We start from the raw sequence: 22,146 nt of genomic DNA, 5'->3' as shown, positions 1-22,146 counted from the left end.
CGCTTTCTATGACTGCACCAATGCCAATATGCGTACCGCAGCGAATGTTCACATTGCCCTCTTGCCACATGTGCCCAAGGTGCCGCAAAGCCGTGACAGGTTGGCTTGATTGCGGGCTATTCCAGAACACGGGCAATCATCAGCCCTGCCCAGGCCGAAACCCCGGTCAATGCGCCCCCCCACAGCACATCCGTGGCAAGTTGGCTTATCGACCAGTCGCGCAAGGTTGCATAGTTGGTGAATTCATAGGTGCCATAAGCCATCAGCCCCAGCAGCACGCCGCCGATCAGGGCCGCCATCGGATCATTCTTTTGCAACGCCGGAACCGAGACAAACCACAACACCCCGGCGACATATCCGAGATAGAACAGCCCTGCGGGGATCACGCGGAACGGTTCGGCATAGAGGTGGGCGATATGGCGGTCGAACACCGGTTTGATCAGCAGGCGCAATCCGATGGCATCCAGGACAAAGAAAATCACCGTGGTTGCAGCATATAGGACCAGTATTTTCACAACGCGGTTCCTTTCAGGGCAAAGCGGGCGGCACGCAGCGAAAGCACCACGGCGCCAACGGCCGCCAGAACGATCACCGGCCAGTTCGCGCCAGACAGATTGCCAACGATCACACCGATCAGCGCCCAGACGATAGCGGCAGGATACCCCCATTCCCGGGGGCGGGCTGTTTGCACCCACAGCGCCACCACCAGCACGCCAAGAAGGCAGAAAATCGCGGCGGATTGTTCCGACAGGATTGCATAGCCGCCCAGCACGACACCAATCGCCACCCCCGTCGCCGCCGTGAGCCACCCTGCATAGACCGCCACCGGCCTCACCTGTAGCCAGGGATGTTTTTGGCCGGCCCGCAGCATGGCGACAATCGCGGTGGCAGTCATTATCACGATCATGATCGTGGCCCAGATCTGTGCCACGTTTGCGACGGCAATCCAGAACGTGCCGATACTCAGGCTGATCAAAAGCGGCAGGCGCATCGCGTGCGAGTCAGAATCGCTCGCCGCCCGCCACAGCCCGAAAACCGCACCGGCAATCATCCAAAGGTAAATCAGCCCCCAGATTGCAAAGGCATAGCCCGCAGGCTGTACCGGTGGGTCGACCTGCGGGACGGGAAACTGATCTGGTGTGAAACCGTTGAAACCGGGTGTGGCCAGCGGCGACAGGGCGAATGTCAGTGTGGCAATCAGCACTGCTATGGCAAGGGATCTGGAATGCATGACGGTCCTTTCAGCGCACAAAACGGCGAATGAGTGGCAGCGCCGCCCAATAGGGCAGCGCGCTCAGCAGCTTGAGCAAGCAGGTCAGGCGGCGCGGAAAATGCACCTCGAAACGGCGCGAATTCAGCCCCTTGATGATCGCGCGGGCCGCCGATTGCGGTGTCACCATCGCCGGCATGTTGAAATCGTTGGCCCGGGTCAGTTGGGTATCGACAAAACCGGGGCAGATCAGCCGCACATCGACACGCCCTGTCAGTTCGGCGCGCAGGGTTTCGGCAAGATTGATGACCCCCGCCTTGGTGGCCGAATAGATCTGCCCTTGCGGCAGTCCGATATAGCCCGCAACAGACCCGCAAAACGCCAGTTGACCACCCGGGCGCAACAGCGGCGGTGCGATCTGTGCCATGTGAAAACTGCCTGTGAGGTTGACCGTGACGATCTGCGCGGCGCGATCCGGGTCGGCATCGGCAATGCGCCCGGGATCATAAAGCGCGGCCAGATGCACGATCCGGTCCAGCAGGCCGAGGGTGGCAATCTTTTCGGCCGCCGCCCCGATGCTTTTTCGATCCGCAACATCAAGGGGCAGCGCGATGTGGTCCGGGCCAAGGCTTTCGGCCAATGCGGCAAGCCGATCGGCTGACCGCGCCGAAAGGATCAGCCGCGCGCCGCGCGCCGCCCATTCGCGGGCCAGGGCCGCGCCAATCCCTTCGCTGGCGCCGATGATCCAGATGGTTTCCGGGTCAGGCATGAGCCAGTTCCACCTGCACCACATCGGTCTGACCCACGGCAAAGCAGGCCGCGCTGGATTCAAGGTAGAACCGCCAGTTGCGCAGAAACCCTTCGTCATGGCCAAGGTTGCGAATCCGGTGTGATTGATCTTTCAGACGCGCGGCCCAGATGGCGCAGGTCCGGGCATAATCGCGCCCAAAGGCATGGCTGCCCTGCACCTTAAGGCCCGCTTGCCGGGCCTGATCCGCGATCATTGCATCTGACAAAAGCATCCCGCCGGGAAAAGTGTATTGACGGATGTAATCGGAACTGCGGCGATAGATGTCGAAATCGGCGTCCGATACGGTGATCGCCTGAATCATCGCAACCCCGGTTTCGGCCAGCCGCGCCTTGAGGGTGGCAAAATAGGTGGGCCAATACCGCTGCCCGACGGCCTCGACCATTTCAATGGAAACGATATTGTCAAACCGTCCCGCGCTTTTGCGATAATCCTCAAGCCGGATATCGGCCCGCCCGTCCAACAGCGCGTCGGCATAGCCCTTTTGGCTGGGCGAGATGGTCAAACCGGTTACCTGGCGCCCGCTTTCGGCGGCGCGTGCGGCAAAGCCACCCCAGCCACAACCGATCTCCAACACACGTTCGCCGCTGGTCAGACGGTCCAGAATCCGGTCGTATTTCCGGTTCTGGCCACGGGCAAGATCACCGTCCCCCGCCGTGAACATGGCCGATGAATAGGTCATGCTTTCATCCAGCCAGAGTTGATAAAACTCGTTGCCCACGTCGTAATGCGCCCGGATATTGCGCGACGCCCCGCGCAGGGAATTGGCGCGTGTCAGACGGTTTATCAGGCGGAACTGAAGGTTGTTCCAAAAGCTCGCATAATCATAATCCTGGAACAGATCGAGGTTCAGCAACCCGACCTTCATCAGGTCTTCGACCGAGGGCGTATCCCAAAGGCCGGCAACATAGGTTTCGCCAAGCCCGATATTGCCCCGCGCAGCGATTGCCTGAACCGCGGCCCAATCGTTGATCTGCATTTCCGCAGCAGGATCGCCCCGACCAAAATCATGAACCGCCCCGTCAGGCAGGCGCAACCGCAGGCTGCCGTTCCCAATGCGACCGCAGGTTTCCAGAAGCTTGCTTTTCATACGTTTTTCAAGGAACGACATCAGGTAATCTCCGAATCCGGGGGTGGGATGGGCGCGGTAACGCGCACCTTTCAGTTTCAGCCGCAGGGCTTGCCAATAGATCAGGATGATACCGCGCAAGGCCCCCAGCGGGCGGCGGATGCTGGCCCAAAGCAGAGCCGCGTTTGTCATCGGCCTGCGCGGGCCGGCGAGGGTGGCAATCACGCCTTCAGGGCCATTGCGATGCAGGATGCTGATGAAAATGCGTTCGGGCGATATTTCAAAGCTGAACTCATAGTCGCCCGCAACATCCTGAAACGGCGAGACATGCAGCGATTTCGGCGTTTTGATCCGTGTTTCCCTGGTGATTGGCGCAAAATCCGGGGTGCGGCAGAGATATGAATGGCGATCTCCGAAGGGGTCGACACCTCGGCGATCACGGCGACAAGGGCCGTGTCCCGCATCACCAGCCAAAAGCTGACCGGGTTGAAGACATAGCCCAGAAACCTTGGCTGGGTCAGCAACAGCAGGCGCAGGTTGCTGTTGCAAAGACCATTCGCAGCCAAAGCTTCGCGCGCCCAGATGGCGCCGCGCCCATGCCCGAGAGGGCCGCCATGATCGCCATCGTGAACGGCCATCAGATTGAACCGGTTGCGCGAAAACAAAAGCGGGCCAGCGCTGTCGGCCTCTGGGTCGATCAGCACATAATCCACCCCATAGCGAAAGCCGTGCCTGACACTTCCCCGCCGTTTATGGCTGGTGATGGCCGCGATATGTTCCGCCCGGGGGGTCATGCAAAGTGCCGCTTCATCAGGCGATCAATACGCACAGCACTGGCAAAGCCGTCTTCATGAAAACCATGGCGCATCCATGCCCCGGCAAACCAGGTGTTGTTCTGCCCCTGAAGGTGCGCAATCTGATCCTGCGCCGCCAGCGCGCCGGCATCGAACACCGGGTGGCGGAATGTCGTCTGGTCGTAAATCAGATGTTCTGGAACCGTCCGCGCGGGGTTGAGCGACACAAAGAGCGGGTCGTGGTCCGGGATGTTTTGCAGGCGGTTCATCCAATAGGTCACACCGATTGCCGTTTCCGGGCCGCGGGTGTCGGCGTTGTAAACCCAACTTGACCAGACTGCCCGGCGCTTTGGCATCATTGCGGCGTCGCGATGCAGAACCATCTGGTTGTCCTGAAATCTGACGGCTGAAAGGGCGGCGTGTTCTTGCGCTGTTGGCTGCGCCAGCAGGCGTAATGCCTGATCGGGATGGCAGGCAAAGATGACATGGTCAAAAGGCGCATATTCCCCCTCGCGGCTGTTCACGATGCTTTGTGATCCGGTGCGATGGACGGATTGCACCGGCGTGCCCGTGTGAATTGCCACACCGTATCCGCGCAGATGATGTTCCAGCCGGGTCAGATATTGCGTGCTGCCGCCATCCACCGTCCACCACTGATGTTGCGCCGTCGCGCTGAGCAGGGCGTGATTGCGGAAAAACCGGATGATGGCGCGGGCGGGAAAGCTGCGGATCTGTTTGGGCGGGGTTGACCAGATCGCGCCGCACAGGGGCATCAGATAATACTCCTGAAACCAGCGGCCAAGGCGCATTTCATCCATCAATTCACCGATGGTGGTGTCGGCGCCCCGGTCCATTGCCTCAACCCCTGTGTTGAACCGCTGGATATCGCGCAGCATACGGACAAAGCCGGGGCGCAACAGATTGCGCCGTTGCGCCGTCAGGGCGCGCAGGTTGCGCAGGGCGTATTCGATCTGCCCGTCGTTGATGGAAACGCCAAAGCTCATGTCACTTTTGGCGACCGGCACATCCAGATTTTGAAACATCCGGGTCAGATGGGGGTAATTGGCATAATTGAACACGATGAACCCGGTATCGACCGGCTGATCGCCCTTCTGACCGGCCATGACGGTACGGGCATGGCCCCCAAGGCGCGATGCCGCCTCGAACAGGGTGACAGAGTGCTGTGGCGCCATCAGGTGGGCCGCAGCAAGCCCGGATATGCCACCGCCGATAATGGCAATGCGTTGCGGGCTGTTGGGGGCGGCATCAAAAGACATCATGGCTCCGGCGTGTTGCTTTGATGAATTTACGGGCGGGCGGGTGATCTGGATCAAAAATGATCCAGATCACATGCACCCGCGTAGAACCGATATGTTTGCAGCAAGCCTTCATATGGAACATACCAACAAGAGCGGCCTGAAAATGCTGCCGTGCGACGTATTGCCGAAGGACAGGAAAAAGGTGTCAGTTCCACCCATTGCTGAAATTTCAGAGCAAACCGCATGGATGCTGGCGGTTCGTGATCACCGTGATCGCGCGGCCTTTGGGCGGCTTTACGACCATTTTGCGCCGCGCCTCAAAGGGTTCGTCATGCGTTCCGGCCTGTCGGCGGCCCAGGCCGAGGACGTGGTGCAGGATGTCATGCTGACCATCTGGCACAAGGCTGCGCTTTTTGATCCGCACCGCGCACAGGTCTCTGCCTGGGTTTACCAGATCACCCGCAATCGAAATATCGACATGATCCGCAAAGAGCGCCGCCCGGTTCCCGACGAACTTGGACAGGACATGGAAACCGAGCCTGATGCAGGCCAGATCATCGCCATTGACCAAGAGGCCAGGCAGTTGGCGCAGGCCCTTGCGGCGCTCAAACCCGACCAGCGGCAAGCAATTGAAATGGCCTATCTGGGCGAACTGACGCACCAGGAACTCAGCGCGCAAACCGGATTGCCACTGGGCACCATCAAATCACGCATCAGACTGGGGTTGGAAAAGTTGCGGCACGGATTGAAGGGGATGCGCTAGGATGTCCGCCATTACCCACCATATTCCAGATACAATGCTGGCGGCCTATGTGAGCGGCACCCTTGAGCATTCTTTTGCGCTGGTGGTTGCCACCCATGTTTCGCTGTGTCTCGATTGCCGCGCGACGATGGAGGCCCACCACGCCCTTGGCGGCGCGGTTCTGGACGGGGCCATCCCGGCGGACCTGTCCGATGGTTTGAAATCAACCATCATGAACCGGCTTGACGACCCGGGTTCGATGGCGCCCGGTTTCGCCCGCTCGGGCATTTTTCCCGGCCCGGTGATGATGGCGCTGAACGGCAAGCCGCCCCGCTGGAAGATGTTGGGCGGCGGGATCAGGCAAAGCATCCTGTGCGCGGGTCGAGATGGTTCTGCGCGCCTGCTGTATATTCCGCCGGGGCGGGCGGTGCCCGAGCACAGCCATAACGGGCTGGAACTGACGCTGGTGCTGCAAGGCAGCTTCAGCGACAAGGCGGGCCGCTTTGGTGTGGGCGATCTGGAAGTTGCCGATGCCGATATCGACCATCAGCCAACCGCCGATTCCGGCGCCCCCTGTATCTGCATCGCCGCGACGGATGCGCCATTGCGGTTCAGTTCCCTTGTGCCGCGTCTGTTGCAGCCGCTGTTTCGGATTTGACGGCCTGCACCATAGATCTGAGCAGACCTTTGCATCCCGTCAAAGGACACAGCTATGAGGTAAAATATGCCACATAAAACGAAAATCACCGTCAATGACCGCATGCAAACGGGTTACGAATATGACCTGACGGCCCCGACCGGCGCGCAGTTCGCCGCCGGTTTCACCCCGCATCTTTCGCCCCGGGAAATGCTTGAAATGGGCGTTTTTGAGGGGCGCTATATCAACGATTGCACCGATGAATTTCCTGCCGACTGGTTCGAGAACGCGAAAATCAGCCAGAAACCGGACCCTGCGCTGAACTATTTCGGCGTCAAAAGCCGCCAACCGTTAAGCGTCTGGCAACAGAAAGGGTGGATCTATGGGCCTGACCCGCGCGGTTGGTTTCAATGGTATTGCCGCTATTACCTTGGGCGGCGTCTGGACGACACCGACAAGAAACAGATCGCAAGGTGGCGTGGCTTTGCACGACATGCCGGGCAAATCCGCGCGAATTGCTATCCCGGTGACGTGTTTTGCAGGCCCCGCCAACGACAGGCGCTTTTGCAATGGGCGCATGACCCTCTCATATGATCGCGACAGAGGTGTCTCCGCAGATCTGAACAGGCGTTGATGTGCTGCAGGATCGAACCGAGGTGGCCCTTTGGGCCCTGTGCCACGCGCCGGAACGCTGGTTCGTGGATCACATGGTAATCCCCCCATTTTTAGTGGTGTGCATCCGTAGAATTTACGCGGCCATTTTCAGTTTTATGGCAGGTGTTATACCGCCGATGCCCATGTTCGGTCGGTCGTTGTTGTAAGTCCAGAGCCATTGCGTGGCGTGATCCTGAGCCTCCTCGATGGTTTCGATGATGTATTGGTCGAGCCACTCATGCCGGACAGTGCGGTTGTAGCGCTCGATATAGGCGTTCTGCTGGGGCTGGCCGGGTTGGATATGTTGGTTTGTGAATCGGCATGCGAAATTGCCCCACTTAGGTGGGTTATGAGCGAGTAAAATTGACCCACCTGTTTCGTTAACATCGGCGCTTCAAGTGCGGAGGGAAGAGCAGGTGTTATTGATGGAAAGTGTATCGAAGATCCGTCTGTGGGTGCTGGTTGAAGGGCGCAGTATCCGGTCTGTTGCGCGGGCGACGGGATTATCGCGCAACACGATCAAGAAGTATCTGAAGGATGAGAGCCCGCCGAGCTACCAGCGCCAAGCCCCGCCGGTTCGGCACAAACTGTGCAACGGGTTTGATCTTCGGCTTCAGGAGCTGTTCGAGCAGGACCAGAAGCGACCACGCCGGGAACGGCGAACGGCCGTGAGGCTTTACGAGCAGCTTGTCTCGGAAGGTTATCCTGGTTCCTATTCGCCGGTTCAGCGATTTGTCCGCGATCTGAAGCAGGCCGGTGCCGGTTCGGGCGAGGCTTTTATCCCGCTTTATTTTGCGGCAGGTGACGCGCTGCAATTTGACTGGAGCGAGGAACGGGTTGTCCTGGGCGGTGTCGAGCGATCGGTGAAGGTTGCCCACTTCCGCCTGTGCCATAGTCGCAAGCCCTTTGTCGTCGCCTATCCCGGCGAAGCCCAGGAGATGGTGCTGGATGCCTTTGTGCGGGCGTTGTCCTTCTACGGCGGGGTCCCGCGACGGGGTGAACATCGACCCACCGAAGGTGGCAAACCGTCCGGGGGACGGTTTGAGATGTGAACGGGCGGAGCCCCGGGATCATCGACAATCCCAAAACGATGGTGACCTATGTCTCCCGCTCGAAGGATCGGATATTCCATCCGCGGTTCCTCGCGTTGATGAACCACTATGTCATGGAGCCGCCGTCCATTGGGCTTGAACCAATGGCGCCCTTCTGGACGGCCCTGCCCCCCGCGTCGGGCTGGGAGAAGGGTCAGGTCGAGAACCAGGTCCAGTTTTTGCGAGGCCGGTTGTTTGCCCCAATGCCAGCCTTCGATGATCTGGATGGGCTGAACGACTGGTTGCGCCTGCGCTGCGAGGAGCTGGCAAATCGCGCTCATCCTGAACATTCGACCCGCACGGTTGCAGAGGTTTTTGAAGATGAACGCGCCGGGCTGCGCCCCCTGGGGCGGGCTTTTGATGGCTATGTGGAGAAGACGGTGCGTGTCCGCTCCACCTGCCTGGTTCAATATGCCAGCAATCGCTACAGCGTGCCGTCCCGGTTTGCAGGCCAGCATGTCTCCTTGCGCGCCTATGCGGGCCGGATCGTGCTGGTGTCAGGCCAGAATGTCATTGCCGAACACAGGCGCCGCTTCACCCGCAACATCAGCTACTTTGAGCCGTGGCATTATGTTCCTCTGCTGGACCGCAAACCCGGTGCCTTGCGCAACGGGGCGCCCTTCGTGGATTGGCAACTGCCAGATGCCATGCATCGGATCAGGGAACATTACATGGCCGGCAAAGGTGGGGATCGGGAGTTTGTCGATCTGCTCCTGCTGGCTCAGGACCACGGGATCGAGGTGGTCGAGACGGCTTGCGAATTGGCAGTGGAACAAAACACGCTGCGCCTGCCCGCCATCATCAACCTGATTAACCAGCTGGTCGAGCCAGTCATCACCTCCTTGAGCGAAACATACGTCTATCCACAGCTGACCCTGCGCCCGGAGGCCGATTGTAAGCGCTATGAAACGCTGTGCTCGGCAGAGGGGGCCGTCATATGAACGCTCTCATTGATCAACTGACCGCCCTGAGGCTGCATGGAATGGCAGCTTGCGCACATGATTTGCTGTCCGCGCGCAAGCCGCCCAGTCTGACCACAGCGATAAAGCAACTGATCGACGCAGAAACTGTAGAGCGCCGGGTGCGCTCCATCTATTAGCTGACAGGCGATGCTTTGCATCGCCGAGAGGCCAGTATCAAATGCGCATCGCGAAGTTCCCGCATCACAAGGACTTCGCCACCTTCGATTACGGCGCGGCAGCCGTCACCAAGGCCCGGATCGAGCCCTTCTGCTCGGGCCAGTTTACCGAAGAGGCACACAACCTCATCCTGGTGGGTGGAACCGGAACAGGCAAAACCCACATCGCCATCGCGCTTGGAACCGCCTTGATCAACAACGGCAAAAAGGCCCGCTTCTTCAACGCCGTCGATCTGATCAATGCCCTCCCTCTCATGCATGTAAACATGCACTGCCGGGCAGTGGATCAAGGAACAGGCCGATGGCAACGCCGGGAAGATCATCCGGCAACTGTCGGCCCTGGATTGCGCCATCATCGACGAGTTGGGCTACATCCCCTTCCCGAAATCCGGCGGCGCACTGCTGTTCCACCTGATCAGCAAGCTCTACGAGAAAACCAGCGTCATCATCACCACCAATCTGGAGTTCGGGGAATGGGTCGCTGTCTTCGGCCCCTCTCATCGCTGCAAGCAGCGACTGCCGGGCAGTGGATGCCAAGATGACAACCGCGCTGCTGGACCGCGTCACGCACCACTGCGCCATCATCGAGACCGGCAATACCTCATACCGCTTCGCTCAGAGCAAAAGCCGCAGAGAAGAATAACCGCACCGCAAGCAAAGCCCACAGACGGACTCGCTATATGAGGGCGGCCCGCCTGAGGGCTTTGCCTCCCAATAGGCGGGTCAAAATCAAATGCTGAAACCGGGTCAGTTTTGAACGCTCATTGACAGCATCGTATGTTTCCCCACCGAGGCGAATTTCTGCCTTACCAATTTCCAGTGAGACCTTCTGATTCTTGAATATCTTGTCCAAGTTGCGCCGAACAATGGCCTCGAACAAGGTGCCTTTGATTGCGCGGCGGCTCCCCTCAAGGCGGTCAATGACGACCTCGGAAACTGCTGTCCAATCCCAACGCAGTGCTTCTGGGAATATCTCGCCTGCGAAAGCGCGTAGTTGGTTCAGGAGATGTGCTTGCTTCTCGGCTGCGTTACGACCAGGCATGGACGCCACCATCGGGCGCAATCGTTGTTCCGGTGCGTCGCGGAAGACCCAGCCCAAAAGGAGCCACTTTGCTTTTTGCTGTTTATAGGGGCGCGCGATTCCGTCGAACAATTCGAGGCCGTCTGGCAACGGTGTTTGAATAAAGCGAAGAATCGTTTCTTCTGCTTTCTCGGAATTGTTGTCGAGGACGAAGGCCTGCAACGAGGGGTATCCCGCGGCAATCAGAAACTCGACGAAATAGTCAAATACGGGTTTGTTTTGCTCGGCAACAATTGCCAGTTCTTTCAATCTCAAATTTTCGACTATGAATGCCACGGCTATTATTCTCTTACTGTTGCCTGTCTTCGACAGGTTCTCACTTCTACACGGCAGGAGCAAGGTTCCACTTCGGCGAAAGAAACAGTATAAGTGACTTAGAATGGTGAGGTTCACGCATGAAACGACGCAAGACATTGGTAAACTTGGCTGACTACCCAGCCGCTTTAGAACTTGCGCGTGCCTTGTACCGCAGTGAAGGCCATCTGCGCCAGAATTGCGAGTGCCAAGAGATAGGCGAACTCATCGGAATGTCGTATATGGGGGTCTGGCACGCATACCAACGCGGCGACTTGGGTGTGCCCGCTCCTAACCCAGAGCGCGCGCGGGCATGGGCAAAACGCGAGTCCTTCTATCTCGCGAAAGACAAGCCGTGTCGCCGCTGTGATGGCGTTCGTCGTCAACCGGGGGATGATTTCTGCTTTGACTGTGAACATGCAAGGCGGAAGGAAACCAAGCGTCCAGTGGAGCGGGATCGCCTTGCCTAAATTGACTGCGGCGTTTAAACATGCGGTGCGCACCGCAGGCTCCTTAGCTCAGCTGGATAGAGCATCCGCCTTCTAAGCGGACGGCCGAGGGTTCGAGTCCTTCAGGGGCCGCGCGGTGCGCCAATTGCATCGCAATTGCATAGTGACGAAAATCCCGGTCCAAACTACTTACTTTGCAAGCGTTTAGGGACGTAGAACAGTGACCTTCTAATCAGGATGTTGGGGTTCGAGTCCTCCCGGGATCGCCATTTTCAAGGACGATGTAGATGTTGTTCGACATCCAAAGACCGTTTTTTCGACAAAAGCCGGTTTTTGCGCTCGGCGGTCATTTTGCTTCGATTTCGTTGGGCCTGACTGTAGGTTTCTTCATAAAGAATAATTCCTTTGCCCGAGGCAAGGATCCGTTCAAGATTTTGATTGACGCAAAACGGCCTCCACTGCCTCGCGTTCGTAAAGTTTGCCAAAATCCTGTCCGCCGGGCGCGAATGGCCGAACACCGGGAGCACTCAACCGGGCTACAGTGCCGATCGGTTCGCCCTCCGGGATCTGGTCGAGCAGGTCTGGCATCACTGGGCTGTCGCCGTCGCGGCTGGGAGTGAATTCGACGGCGCGGATGTCGGACGTGGCAGTATCCATGGCCAGATGGACCTTGCGCCGCTTGCCATCGTCGCTCGGACCGATGGCGCGACATGGCTCGCCGTCGGCCCTGCACCCCGTGCTTGCGAACCTGCCACTCACCATCGCCGAGGAACTTGATCCCGGTGCTGTCCACTGCCCGGCAGTGCATCACGCAGTGATGTCGCGAGAGGGGACGAGCAGGTTGAGCGGCCCGTCGGCACGGCGGTAGGGGATTTGGACGGCCAAGGTCTTCTGCCTCCGGCACAAGGTAGAATAGTCAGGGACTGGCCAGTCCAGCCCGGCCAGTCGCAAGAGGCTGGCGACCATTCCCGCGGTCTGTCTCAGCGGCAGCTTGAACAGCACCTTGATCGACAGGCAGACTTGGATCGCCGCGTTCGAAAAGACCGGCGGGCGCCCGAGGCGCCCCTCATGCGGTGCGAGCCAGGCCATCTCCTTGTCCACCCAGATCAGCAGCGATCCGCGCTTTCTGAGCGCAGCGTTGTAGTCAGACCAGTTCGTGGTGCGGTAGCGGGCGGGTGTTGGCTTGTTCATCCACCCCGTCTAACGGTAATCCTCCCGTTTTTAACGGGCCGAGGTCGTAGAACTTACGCAGCCATTTTCAGTTTCATTGCGGGTGTGATGCCGCCGATGCCCATGTTCGGTCGGTCATTGTTGTAAGTCCAGAGCCACTGTGTGGCAAAGTGTTGGGCCTCCTCGATGCTGTTGATGATGTATTGGTCCAGCCATTCGTGCCTGACCGTGCGATTGTAGCGCTCGATGTAGGCGTTCTGTTGCGGCTGAATGTGCGCGAGGGCGATGCCGTGTTTCTCAGCCCATTCCTGCAGCGCATGGCTGATGTATTCAGGGCCGTTATCCACGCGGATGGTCCTGGGCTTGCCGCGCCATTCGATGATGTTGTTGAGGCTCCGGATGACCCGCTCGGCGGGCAGGGAAAAGTCCACCTCAATGCCCAAGCCTTCCCGGTTGAAGTCATCTAGGACGTTCAGCAGCCGGAAGGCACGACCGTCAGCCAGTCGATCTGCCATGAAATCCATCGACCAAGTCACATTCGGCCTCTCCGGCACAGCCAGAGCGTCCGGCACCTCCCGCTTCAGCCTTTTGCGCGGCTTAATCCGCAGGTTCAGTTCCAAGGCACAGTAGATGCGATAGACACGTTTCTGATTCCACGGGTGCCCTTTGACATTGCGCAGATGCAGGAAACACAGCCCAAATCCCCACGTCTTGCGGGCGTCGGTCAGGCCGACCAGCAGGTCAGCGATCAGCTCGTTCTCGTCGCTGAGCAACGGGCTGTAGCGATAGCACGTCTCGCTCACCCCGAACGCCCGACAGGCGAGTGCGATGCTGACCCCTCGATGTTCCACGGCCTTGGCGGCCATCTCGCGACGCTGAGACGGCCGATCTACTTTTTCCAAGAGCTTCCTTCAGCAGATCGGCCTGCATGCTCAGGTCCGCAAACATGCGCTTCAATCGCCTGTTCTCGTCCTCCAGGCTCTTCATCTGGCTGATCATGGACGTATCCATACCGCCATACTTTGCCCGCCATTTGTAGAAGGACGCTGAGCTCATGCCGTGCTCGCGGCACAGCTCAGCCACCGGCACACCGCCCTCGGCCTGGCGTAGGATCGCAAGGATCTGGGGTTCGCTAAATCTCGTCATCTTCATCAGATTCTCCTCAGTCATCTTGCTGAGAAAATTCTACGTCCGCATCCCCTTAGTTTTGGGGAGGATTACCTAACCGCATGGATTCACGTTGTGAATCCTTGGCAGTCTGAGTTCTGCAACAACGCCGATGTAGGGTCCAAAACTTTGCCCCGCACCTCAGATTTTGATGCGTAAAGGGTGTGTAAGGAGAAGGTCCGTGTCTAAAGCGGGTTTGCAGTCCATAACTAGCCCGGAAAAGCGTTGGTAGTTGCGGCTTGACGAAGCGATTTTTGGCGGGCATTCTGAAAGCTCAGAAACCGCAGGTCGAGCCGTTAACAAGTTCGATAGAGCACCACATGAGAACGCAGGCTACGGCCTGCGTTTCTATTTGGTAATGCATTTATTGAAGCCGTCTGAGTTTGGTTTACTGATATACTAGGCGTTAACGCATTGCCTAAACTGTCGACACTGAAGTGGTCCGCAAAACTGGACAGCGTGCTAAGATGTATCCAGCCTTGAAGAAAGGATACAGAAATGACGAAGAGACGCAGTTTTTCAGATATGTTTAAGGCCACGGTAGCGCTGAAGCTCTTTGCGGAGACAAGACGGCGCAAGAGCTTGTAGCCAAGCGGCGTTGTTGCAGAATTCAGACTGCCAAGGATTCACAACGTGAATCCATGCGGTTAGACGGGGTGGATGAACAAGCCAACACCCGCCCGCTACCGCACCACGAACTGGTCTGACTACAACGCTGCGCTCAGAAAGCGCGGATCGCTGCTGATCTGGGTGGACAAGGAGATGGCCTGGCTCGCACTGCATGAGGGGCGCCTCGGGCGCCCGCCGGTCTTTTCGAACGCGGCGATCCAAGTCTGCCTGTCGATCAAGGTGCTGTTCAAGCTGCCGCTGAGACAGACCGCGGGAAGAGAGTGTCCGATTTTCTGTGTAACTGGGATCTGGTCCATGCTTCCTGAGAGGAGCAAGGACGATGACGATTTCCAAGGAACTGCTGGACGAACTACTGAAGGGCTGCGAGCGGCCTGAAGACCTGCTTGGCGATGCCGGGCTAATGAAAGAGCTCAAGATCAAGCTGATGGAGCGAATGCTCGGTGCTGAGCTGACGGCACATCTGGGCTATGAAGACGGCAAGGATGCCCCGCCTTATCAGGCCAACCGTCGCAACGGGTCATCTGCCAAGAGATTGAAGGGGCAAGACGGCGAACTGCCTATCGCAGTGCCGCGGGACCGGGACGGCAGCTTCGAGCCTGAACTGGTGAAGAAGGGCCAGACCCGCATTGATGGGATGGATGACAAGATTATCGGGCTTTACGCCGCCGGTCTGACGGTCCGTGACATCCGTGCTCATCTTGAGGACGTCTATGGCCTTCAGGTATCGCCAGATCTGATCAGCCGCGTGACCGACGCGGTGCTGGATGAGGTCCGGGAATGGCAGTCCCGGGCGCTGGACCGGATGTATCCCATCGTCATTTTCGATGCTCTGCGGGTCAAGATCCGTGACGCCCCCTCTCAGGCATTGCTGCGCAATACCCTGCCGGGCAATGGATAGTCGCATGGTCAAGAACAAGGCTGTCTATGTCGCTCTCGGCGTCAACAGGGATGGCATGCGCGAGGTTCTCGGACTTTGGATCGCCGACAACGAGGGCGCCAAATTTTGGCTCTCCGTGATGACAGAGCTGAAGAACCGTGGGCTGCAAGATATCCTGATTGCGGTCGTAGACGGTCTCAAGGGCTTCCCTGACGCCATCACGGCCGCCTTTCCGGACACGGCCGTGAGACCTGCATCGTTCACCTCGTGCGTCATTCGCTGAACTTCTGCGCCTGGAAAGATCGCAAGGAGGTGGCGGCTGACCTGCGGCGGATTTACAGTGCCCCTACAGCCGAGCAAGCCGGCGACGCGTTGGATGCCTTCGAGGAAAAGTGGGCCAGCAAATACGCCTCCATTGCACCGGCCTGGCGCAGGGCCTGGCAGGAGGTGATCCCGTTCTTCGCCTTTGATCCGTTCGGCGCTACAAACGATCCCCCGGATCGTTTGCTTCACGCTTGAACTCCGGAAAATCATCTACACCACCAACGCAATTGAAAGCTTGAACCGGGTAATCCGCAAATCGATCAAGACGCGAGGATCGTTCCCGACCGAAGACGCAGCCACGAAGCTGATCTACTTGGCGATCCGCAACTTTGAGAAAGGCGGCCGGAATGTTCGAGAATGGTTTGCCGCCCGCAACCATTTCGCCATAATGTTCGAGGATCGCTTCAATGCGTGACTGTATCTAAAACCCGCACGGGCCAGGCCAGATACACAAAGTTCATGACACTCCCGTTCCTACTTTCCCTCTTTCCTGGAGCCTCGACGGGCCGCGGAGAAGGCGCTGACGGCCGTTATTCAAGAAGCCTATGTCCATGGCGTATCGACCAGAGCCATGGACGATCTCGTGCAGGCCATGGGCGGGACCGGAATCTCCAAGAGCCAGGTCAGTCGGCTTTGCGAGGAAATTGATGAACGGGTCGATGCCTTTCTGACCCGACCGATCAACGGCGAATGGCCATACCTCTGGATCGATGCCACCTACCTCAAGGTTCGCCAGGGCGGCCGGATCGTCAGTGTCGCGGTTACCCTCGCAGTCGGCGTGAACACCGACGGGCGACGCGAGGTTCTGGGCATGGCGATCGGCGCTTCGGAGGCCGAGCCTTTCTGGACCGAATTCCTCCGTGACCTTGTCCGCCGCGGGCTGAGTGGCGTGAAGCTCGTTATCTCGGATGCGCACGAAGGCATCAAGGCCGCGACGGCCCGCGTGCTGTCCACAACCTGGCAGCGCTGTCGCGTCCACTTCCAGCGCAATGCCCTGGCCCATGCCGGCAAGAACAGCCGACGTGTCGTGTCCGCCTTCATCGCCACCGCCTTCGCCCACCCAGATCACACGGCCGCCAAGGTGCAGTGGCGTCTGGTGGCCGATCAGATGCGGCCCAAGCTGCCGAAGCTCGCAACGCTCATGGATGGAGCCGAGGAGGACGTTCTGGCCTGCATGGGGCTCAGCCCGTTCTTGCCTCAACCCGTCCCCCGGACGGTTTGCCGCCTTCGGCGGACCGGCGCGAACTCCCCAGCAACATCGCACCAAGCTGCACTCCACCAACCCCATCGAACGACTGAACGGCGAGATCAAGCGGCGCACCGATGTCGTCGGGATCTTTCCGAACGAGCCCTCAATACGACGTCTCGTCGGCGCGATCCTGATGGAACAGACCGAGGAATGGACCGTCCAGCGTGGTCGCTACATGACACTGGAAACGCTCGCACCAGTCTGCGATGATGCCATCGTCAGCTTGCCTGCCGCGCAGTGCGACTGACCAACTCCGCCCGCCCGGAAGCGCAAGGTCCATCGGGAGCTACACCACGACATGGGACACCATCCGGGGTTTTCGCGACTGTCGTGCCGGGTTTGGGCTGATCCCTACGTTTGCAGTGCGCCAAGTTGGTCAAGAACGGCGGCGCCGGTGCGGATGCCGTCGATGAATCGAACAATTTCAAGGTTTTCGTTCGGGGCGTGGTTGGCTTCGTCCGCATTGGCATAGGGGATGACAAAAGCCGGTTTTCCCAGAATCTTGGTAAAAACATAGTCCGGCAGGCTGCCACCGACCACCGGATAGACCAGCGGTTCAACCCCGCGGGACCGAACGATTGCCGCGCGCAACGGGGCGATAAAGGGCGACTCCATCGGTGTTTTGCTGGGCAGCATCCCGTTCAGCGGCACAAATTCAACATCGGGGGCATAACGTTCCACATGGGCGCGAATACGGTCAAAAACATAGTCCGGCGTCAGGGGTTCAACCAGCCTGACATCACATTTCACCAGGGCCTCGCAGGGCAGCACCGTTTTTGACCCGGCGCCACCATACCCCCCGTGAAAGCCGTTGATCGTCAGGGTCGGATGGAACATCAGCCGGTCCCAATAGGCGCGGTCCTTTGGTGCATCCAGTTCGGCAAGGCCAAGGCCGGTCTTGATCGCTTCAACGTCCAGGGGCAGGCGTTCAACCGCTTCGCGTTCCAGATTGGTGGGGGGAATGACCGGCTCGGTCAATCCCTCGATGGTGATGGTGCCGTCGGGATCTTTCATCGTGGCCAGAAGATTGACCAGCTTCCAGATTGCGTTGGGCATCACCCCGCCAAAATTGCCTGAATGGGTGTCACGGCTGGCGGTTTTGCTGCGCAGCTCGAACGAGGCCATGCCCCGCACCCCGCAGACAATCACCGGCGCGCCGCTGTCATGCAACGGGCCGTCTGACGTGACCACAAGATCGGCATTCAGCCGGTCGGCGTGCGTGGCGACAAAACTGGCAATCTGCGGGCTGCCGATTTCTTCTTCGCCTTCCAGCAGAAAAATCACATTGCAGGGCAAGGTGCCGGTCACCGCCAGATGGGATTCAATCGCCAAAAGCTGGGCAAAATGCTGTCCCTTGTTGTCGCCCACCCCACGGGCAAACACCTTGCCGTCGCGGATTACCGGTTCAAACGGCGGGCTGAGCCATTCTTCCAGCGGTTCGGGCGGCTGCACGTCATAGTGGCCATAAAGCAGAACCGTGGGTTTGGCCGGGTCGACATCGCGCCGGCCCAGCACAAAGGGGTGGCCATCGGTTTCGATCAACTCGGCCTCCATCCCCAACCCGGCAAGGTGGCTGACAAGCATATCGGCCACCTCGCGGATGCCGATGTTCTGGGCGCTGATGCTGGGATGGGCGACATATTCCATCATCCGCGACAGGAACGTGTCGGCGTTCGCCTCGATATGGTCGAATACTTTGTTCAGTGTCTCGGTCATGGGGTCTGCTCTTTACGGGTCAGGATCAACGCGCCGGTCGGGTGGACGTGGCCGGACCATCCGGGCGGGATAACGGTGGTGGCATCAAGCTGTGTCAAAATCATCGGCCCTTTCAGTTCAGCCCCCTCGGCAAGGGTGGCGCGGGCGATGATCGGCGTGTCCATGCTGCCTGCCTCAAAGTGAACCATCTGGCTTTGCCTTGGGCCGGGGGCTTCTGGCACCAATGCGGGGCGCTCTGATGATAGGGTGCGGCCAGCCGCCTCGACCCGCAGGGTAACCAGCTCAATCCTGGCATTCAGAACAAAGCCATAAAGGGCGCGGTGCGCCTCGCGGAAGGCCTCTTCGGTTTGCTGCGCCGTATCGCCCCACGGCACGGCGATTTCGCCGCCCTGACCGTGAAACCGCAACAAGGCCACGGCGCGCAGGTCGCGCAGGGGGGCTGGCACATTTTCACGGTCTAGCCAGGTTTCCGCCTGTGTGTTGAGCGCCGCACAGATGGCATCGCCTGCGGCCTGATCCACGGGGCCGGCCTCGGGCATTGCCTGACTGAATTCGGATTTCAGGTCAGCCACCAACAGGCCATCGGCGCAGAGCAGCCCCGGCGCGGGGGGACCATGACCCGACGCATCCCCAAAAGCTCGGCCAGGGCGCAGCCGTGCAGGGGGCCGGCGCCGCCAAAGGGCACCAGCGTGAAATCGCGGGGGTCGTGGCCACGTTCCACCGAAACCAGGCGGATCGCGCCCACCATATGGTTGTTGGCAATCGCCAGAATGCCGCGCGCCGCCTCGTGCAGGGGCAGGTTCAGCGGATCACAGACATCGGCCCTGATTGCCGCTTCGGCGGCGGCGGAATCCAGCGTCATTGCCCCGTTGAGCAAGGCAAGGGGCAGATGGCCCAAGGCGACATGGGCGTCGGTGACGGTGGGTTTTTTACCGCCTTTGCCATAGGCTGCGGGGCCGGGGGTGGCACCGGCGCTGTTAGGGCCAACGGTCAGCGGCCCATCGGATACGGCGGCAATTGAACCGCCCCCGGCCCCGATGGTGACCATATCAACCATGGGCAAGGGCAGGGGCCATTCTCCGATGCTGCCTTTTTGGGTCAACCCGATTTCGCCGTTCTTGATCAGGCAAATGTCGGCGCTGGTGCCGCCTATATCCACGGTGATCAGATCGGAAATGCCACATTCACCGGCAATGGCACGTGCCCCCACCACCCCGGCGGCAGGGCCGGACAGGGCGGTCAGTGCGGGGGCCGTGCGGATGGCCGCCGTGCCCGCAACACCGCCATTGGATTGCATCAACAAAAGGGGTGAAACCACCTGTGCATCTTTCAACCGGTTTTCCAGCCGCTGAACATAATTGCTGACGCCGGGCATGACGCCGGCGTTCAGCACCGTCGCCAGCGAGCGTTCGTATTCGCGCACCACGGGCAGGATGTCGGTGGAACAGGTGACGGCCATTTCCGGCAGCTCCCGGCGGATAATCTCGGCCACGCGCTGTTCATGGGCGGTATTCGCATAGGCATGCAGCAGGCAGATGCCCACCGCATCGACATCCATCTGGCGCAGATCATTGATGGCGGCGTAAACGCTGGATTCTTCCAGTGCGGTCAGAACGGCCCCGCCTGCCGCCACCCGTTCGTCAATTTCCAGAATCCGGCTGGCGGGCACCGGGCGCGGCGGTTTGACCCATGAATACAGGTTTGCCTTGCGCGGAATATCCTGCCGCCCGATGGCCAGAACATGCCTGAAACCCCGGGTGGTTATCAATGCGGTGCGCGCGCCCTTGGCCTCGAGGATCATGTTGGTTGCAACAGTGGTGCCATGCAAAACTTGGCTCAGGCTGGAGGCCTGCACGCCGCTGTCGGCCAGAACCGCATCGACCCCGTTCATGAACGCCTTGGACGGGTCCGCCGGCAGAGAGGGTGTTTTGGTGCGCCAGACATGGCCCGATACACGGTCCATCAGCGAAATATCGGTGAATGTCCCGCCAATATCCACGGCAAGGCTGTATGAGGTATCGGGGTGGTTAAACGAGTTCATCAAGGTACTCCAGCCGGTGAAAGCGACGTGTATCAGGGCGATTTGCGCGCAGGGTGGCGGTTGCGTCCACGTCAACCCTGCGCCCGTGAACAACCACGCCATAAAGATCGCGCGCCTGTTCGGGGCTGACGAAACCGCCCAGAACATCCTCAAGCACCGCATCGGGGGCGCGATCGAACGGATGGCCGTGGCCGCCGCCGCCGCCGGTTTCGATCCGCAGAATATCGCCTTTGATCAGGCGGTTGCCGTCGGACAGGGGGTTCATCTGCCATTCACCCTTGGTGCCGGGGTTGACGATGGCGCGCCCGTGGCCGCCGCTCATCCCGCCATCAATGCCCCAGGGCGGGTTTTTCACGCTGTCGATGCGGATCGCCACATTGGCGTCTTCGGCCAGAATTTCATATTCGCGCAGAATGCCGCATCCACCGCGAAACTTTCCGGCCCCCCTGAATCCGGGATCACGCCATAGCTGCGCATGCGCACGGGATAGCCCGCTTCGAGAAACTCGACCGGGTAATTTTCCTGCGCCACGAAATAGACCGCATCAATCCCGTCGGCATGGGGCCGCGCGCCATACCCGACGCCGATTCCGTCGGCCAGCAGATAGGGTTCCAATTCGCCTGCCTTGTTACGGAAATTGCCGCGCATGATGTTGACGACATAGGCCGAGTTGGCCGCAGGGGCGGGGGTGTTTCCGGCGTTGATCAGCCCGCTCATGGTGGAAATCACGCGCATCGCCGTCAGGCCCCGCATTCCAAGGGGGCCGGGAATTTCGGCTTGAGGAACGACCCTTCGCGCAGGCGGACCTCGTCAATCGCGTTCGGGCCGCCCGCATTACACACCTGCGCGGGATCGCCCCCAAGATAGAACAGCCCCAGCGCCATGCCCGGCACGCCCGGGTTCATGATGTAATTGACCGGGCCGGGGGCCTGATCGTCGCTTTGGGTGGCGTCGAACAGGTAATGATCTTCGCCATTGTCGCCCTTTGAGCGGGTCAGCGAAAAACGCATCTTGAACGGGCCGTTGCCATGGCCATCGCCGTCAATCGCATCGGTGATTTTGTAAGTGCCATAATCGAAGGTGGCGGCAAGCCGGTCGCGCACCAACCGGCGGGTGCGCTCCAACAGTTGGGTCAGCGCGTCGGCGACAACCGGAATGCTGAAGCGTTCGAATATATCGCCAACCCGGCGCGTGCCCAGATCGATGCTGGCCATCAAGGCCTGCATGTCACCGATGCTTTGATCGGGAAAGCGCGAATTGCGGTGGAAAATCGCCAGCGTCGCCTCATTTGTCACGCCCTGATCAACCAGTTTGGTCACGGGCACCATGATACCTTCCTGATAGATGTCGGTGGCATCCGGGCTGATCGAACCGGGGCGCAGCCCGCCGATGTCGGCAAAATGCGCCCAGCTCATGACAAAGGCGACGCGGGTGCCGTTGTGAAACACCGGGGCCAGCAAGACCTGATCGTTGGAGTGGGACACCGCCCCGTTTGATCCGTAACAATCGTTGTACCAAAACACATCGCCCGGCTTCATATCTTCGGGGGCGAATTTTTCGAACACCGGGGTGGTCATATCGCCAAAGATCGGCACCATTGATCCCACGGCCATGATGCCATCGGCATCAAACAGGGCGGTGTAGAAATCCTTTTTCTCGCGGATGAATGCCGAAATGGCGGTCCGTTCGATCAGCGCCTCCATCTCGGCCTGCACGGCGGCAATCGCGCCGCGAATGATTTCCAGC

At 59.6% G+C, this 22,146-nt stretch carries 15 protein-coding genes, 1 tRNA gene and 8 pseudogenes; 10 read left to right on the top strand and 14 right to left on the bottom strand.

The features are described 5' to 3' along the window. Positions 1 to 116: 116 nt before the first annotated feature. The 6 genes and pseudogenes from AC0L7P_RS00335 to AC0L7P_RS00310 form a co-directional block, all read right to left on the bottom strand. Positions 117 to 515 (bottom strand): DUF2177 family protein, encoded by a 399-nt coding sequence (locus tag AC0L7P_RS00335; RefSeq protein WP_473433999.1) that lies wholly within the window; start codon positions 513 to 515, stop codon positions 117 to 119. Next, positions 512 to 1,231, bottom strand: a complete 720-nt coding sequence (locus AC0L7P_RS00330; RefSeq protein WP_473433998.1) for a hypothetical protein — start codon at positions 1,229 to 1,231, stop codon at positions 512 to 514. Before AC0L7P_RS00330 ends, AC0L7P_RS00335 begins: the two co-directional genes overlap by 4 nt. Before the next feature lie 10 nt (positions 1,232 to 1,241). Next, a complete protein-coding gene (locus tag AC0L7P_RS00325; RefSeq protein ID WP_473433997.1) occupies positions 1,242 to 1,979 on the bottom strand; it encodes an SDR family NAD(P)-dependent oxidoreductase in 738 nt (245 codons plus the stop codon). After that, positions 1,972 to 3,561: a DUF1365 family protein gene (locus tag AC0L7P_RS00320; protein ID WP_473433996.1), complete on the bottom strand. Its 1,590-nt coding sequence runs from the start codon at positions 3,559 to 3,561 to the stop codon at positions 1,972 to 1,974. The genes AC0L7P_RS00325 and AC0L7P_RS00320 overlap by 8 nt, the downstream gene beginning before the upstream one ends. A gap of 8 nt (positions 3,562 to 3,569) precedes the next feature. After that, positions 3,570 to 3,881, bottom strand: a pseudogene (locus AC0L7P_RS00315) (DUF1365 family protein); the annotation flags it as partial. Beyond that, on the bottom strand, positions 3,878 to 5,158 hold the full coding sequence (locus tag AC0L7P_RS00310; RefSeq protein ID WP_473433995.1) for an NAD(P)/FAD-dependent oxidoreductase: 1,281 nt from the start codon (positions 5,156 to 5,158) through the stop codon (positions 3,878 to 3,880). The gene AC0L7P_RS00310 and the pseudogene AC0L7P_RS00315, both read right to left, overlap by 4 nt. A gap of 229 nt (positions 5,159 to 5,387) precedes the next feature. Here AC0L7P_RS00310 and AC0L7P_RS00305 point away from each other — a divergent pair, with 229 nt between their 5' ends. The 3 genes from AC0L7P_RS00305 (at position 5,388) to AC0L7P_RS00295 (ending at position 7,113) form a co-directional block, all read left to right on the top strand. Next, complete coding sequence (locus tag AC0L7P_RS00305) at positions 5,388 to 5,903, top strand: sigma-70 family RNA polymerase sigma factor (protein WP_473435504.1); 516 nt, start codon at positions 5,388 to 5,390, stop codon at positions 5,901 to 5,903. A gap of 1 nt (position 5,904) precedes the next feature. Then, complete coding sequence (locus AC0L7P_RS00300; RefSeq protein ID WP_473433994.1) at positions 5,905 to 6,540, top strand: ChrR family anti-sigma-E factor; 636 nt, start codon at positions 5,905 to 5,907, stop codon at positions 6,538 to 6,540. Positions 6,541 to 6,606: 66 nt separating this feature from the next. Then, complete coding sequence (locus AC0L7P_RS00295) at positions 6,607 to 7,113, top strand: hypothetical protein (RefSeq protein WP_473433993.1); 507 nt, start codon at positions 6,607 to 6,609, stop codon at positions 7,111 to 7,113. A 154-nt stretch (positions 7,114 to 7,267) separates the two neighbouring features. Here AC0L7P_RS00295 and AC0L7P_RS00290 read toward each other — a convergent pair. Next, positions 7,268 to 7,480 (bottom strand): annotated as a pseudogene (locus AC0L7P_RS00290) (integrase core domain-containing protein); the annotation flags it as partial. A 118-nt stretch (positions 7,481 to 7,598) separates the two neighbouring features. On the opposite strand from AC0L7P_RS00290, the gene istA reads away from it, so the two are divergent. From istA to AC0L7P_RS00275, 3 genes and pseudogenes are all read left to right on the top strand, one after another. Continuing rightward, entirely contained in the window at positions 7,599 to 8,225 is a 627-nt protein-coding gene (gene istA, locus AC0L7P_RS00285) for an IS21 family transposase (RefSeq protein WP_473432712.1), read from the top strand. Further along, entirely contained in the window at positions 8,222 to 9,205 is a 984-nt protein-coding gene (locus tag AC0L7P_RS00280; protein WP_473433992.1) for a Mu transposase domain-containing protein, read from the top strand. Before istA ends, AC0L7P_RS00280 begins: the two co-directional genes overlap by 4 nt. Beyond that, positions 9,202 to 10,045: pseudogene (locus AC0L7P_RS00275) on the top strand (ATP-binding protein). The gene AC0L7P_RS00280 and the pseudogene AC0L7P_RS00275 overlap by 4 nt, the downstream one beginning before the upstream one ends. A gap of 33 nt (positions 10,046 to 10,078) precedes the next feature. Here AC0L7P_RS00275 and AC0L7P_RS00270 read toward each other — a convergent pair. Further along, a complete protein-coding gene (locus AC0L7P_RS00270) occupies positions 10,079 to 10,759 on the bottom strand; it encodes a hypothetical protein (RefSeq protein ID WP_473433991.1) in 681 nt (226 codons plus the stop codon). 525 nt (positions 10,760 to 11,284) lie between these two features. On the opposite strand from AC0L7P_RS00270, the gene AC0L7P_RS00265 reads away from it, so the two are divergent. Beyond that, positions 11,285 to 11,358: transfer RNA gene (locus AC0L7P_RS00265), tRNA-Arg, on the top strand. Positions 11,359 to 11,763: 405 nt separating this feature from the next. On the opposite strand, the pseudogene AC0L7P_RS00260 reads toward AC0L7P_RS00265, so the two are convergent. After that, positions 11,764 to 12,417 (bottom strand): annotated as a pseudogene (locus AC0L7P_RS00260) (IS5 family transposase); the annotation flags it as partial. A gap of 53 nt (positions 12,418 to 12,470) precedes the next feature. Next, a protein-coding gene (locus AC0L7P_RS00255) for an IS3 family transposase (RefSeq protein ID WP_473433990.1) occupies positions 12,471 to 13,548 on the bottom strand; the annotation gives its coding sequence in 2 pieces (ribosomal slippage) (positions 12,471 to 13,293 and positions 13,292 to 13,548; 1,080 coding nt in all). Positions 13,549 to 14,223: 675 nt separating this feature from the next. Here AC0L7P_RS00255 and AC0L7P_RS00250 point away from each other — a divergent pair. From AC0L7P_RS00250 to AC0L7P_RS00240, 3 pseudogenes are all read left to right on the top strand, one after another. Then, a pseudogene (locus AC0L7P_RS00250) lies at positions 14,224 to 14,505 on the top strand (transposase); the annotation flags it as partial. 7 nt (positions 14,506 to 14,512) lie between these two features. Beyond that, positions 14,513 to 15,809, top strand: a pseudogene (locus AC0L7P_RS00245) (IS256 family transposase). Between the two features lie 57 nt (positions 15,810 to 15,866). Beyond that, a pseudogene (locus tag AC0L7P_RS00240) lies at positions 15,867 to 16,890 on the top strand (IS256 family transposase); the annotation flags it as partial. Positions 16,891 to 16,994: 104 nt separating this feature from the next. Here AC0L7P_RS00240 and AC0L7P_RS00235 read toward each other — a convergent pair. The 4 genes and pseudogenes from AC0L7P_RS00235 to AC0L7P_RS00220 all read right to left on the bottom strand — a co-directional run bounded on the left by AC0L7P_RS00235 (position 16,995) and on the right by AC0L7P_RS00220 (position 22,103). Continuing rightward, positions 16,995 to 18,359, bottom strand: a complete 1,365-nt coding sequence (locus AC0L7P_RS00235) for a M20/M25/M40 family metallo-hydrolase (RefSeq protein WP_473433989.1) — start codon at positions 18,357 to 18,359, stop codon at positions 16,995 to 16,997. Continuing rightward, positions 18,356 to 18,931 carry a hypothetical protein gene (locus AC0L7P_RS00230; protein ID WP_473433988.1) on the bottom strand — a complete coding sequence of 192 codons (576 nt, stop codon included), beginning with the start codon at positions 18,929 to 18,931 and terminating at the stop codon, positions 18,356 to 18,358. The genes AC0L7P_RS00235 and AC0L7P_RS00230 overlap by 4 nt, the downstream gene beginning before the upstream one ends. Then, complete coding sequence (locus AC0L7P_RS00225) at positions 18,919 to 20,400, bottom strand: hydantoinase/oxoprolinase family protein (protein ID WP_473433987.1); 1,482 nt, start codon at positions 20,398 to 20,400, stop codon at positions 18,919 to 18,921. Before AC0L7P_RS00225 ends, AC0L7P_RS00230 begins: the two co-directional genes overlap by 13 nt. After that, positions 20,387 to 22,103 (bottom strand): annotated as a pseudogene (locus AC0L7P_RS00220) (hydantoinase B/oxoprolinase family protein). Before AC0L7P_RS00220 ends, AC0L7P_RS00225 begins: the two are co-directional and overlap by 14 nt. Between the last annotated feature and the right edge of the window lie 43 nt (positions 22,104 to 22,146).

The sequence above is a fragment of the Oceaniglobus sp. K40-3 genome (genome assembly GCF_055808395.1).
Note: the sequence above shows the minus strand (reverse complement) of the source record. Positions and strands in the feature narration are given on the sequence as shown.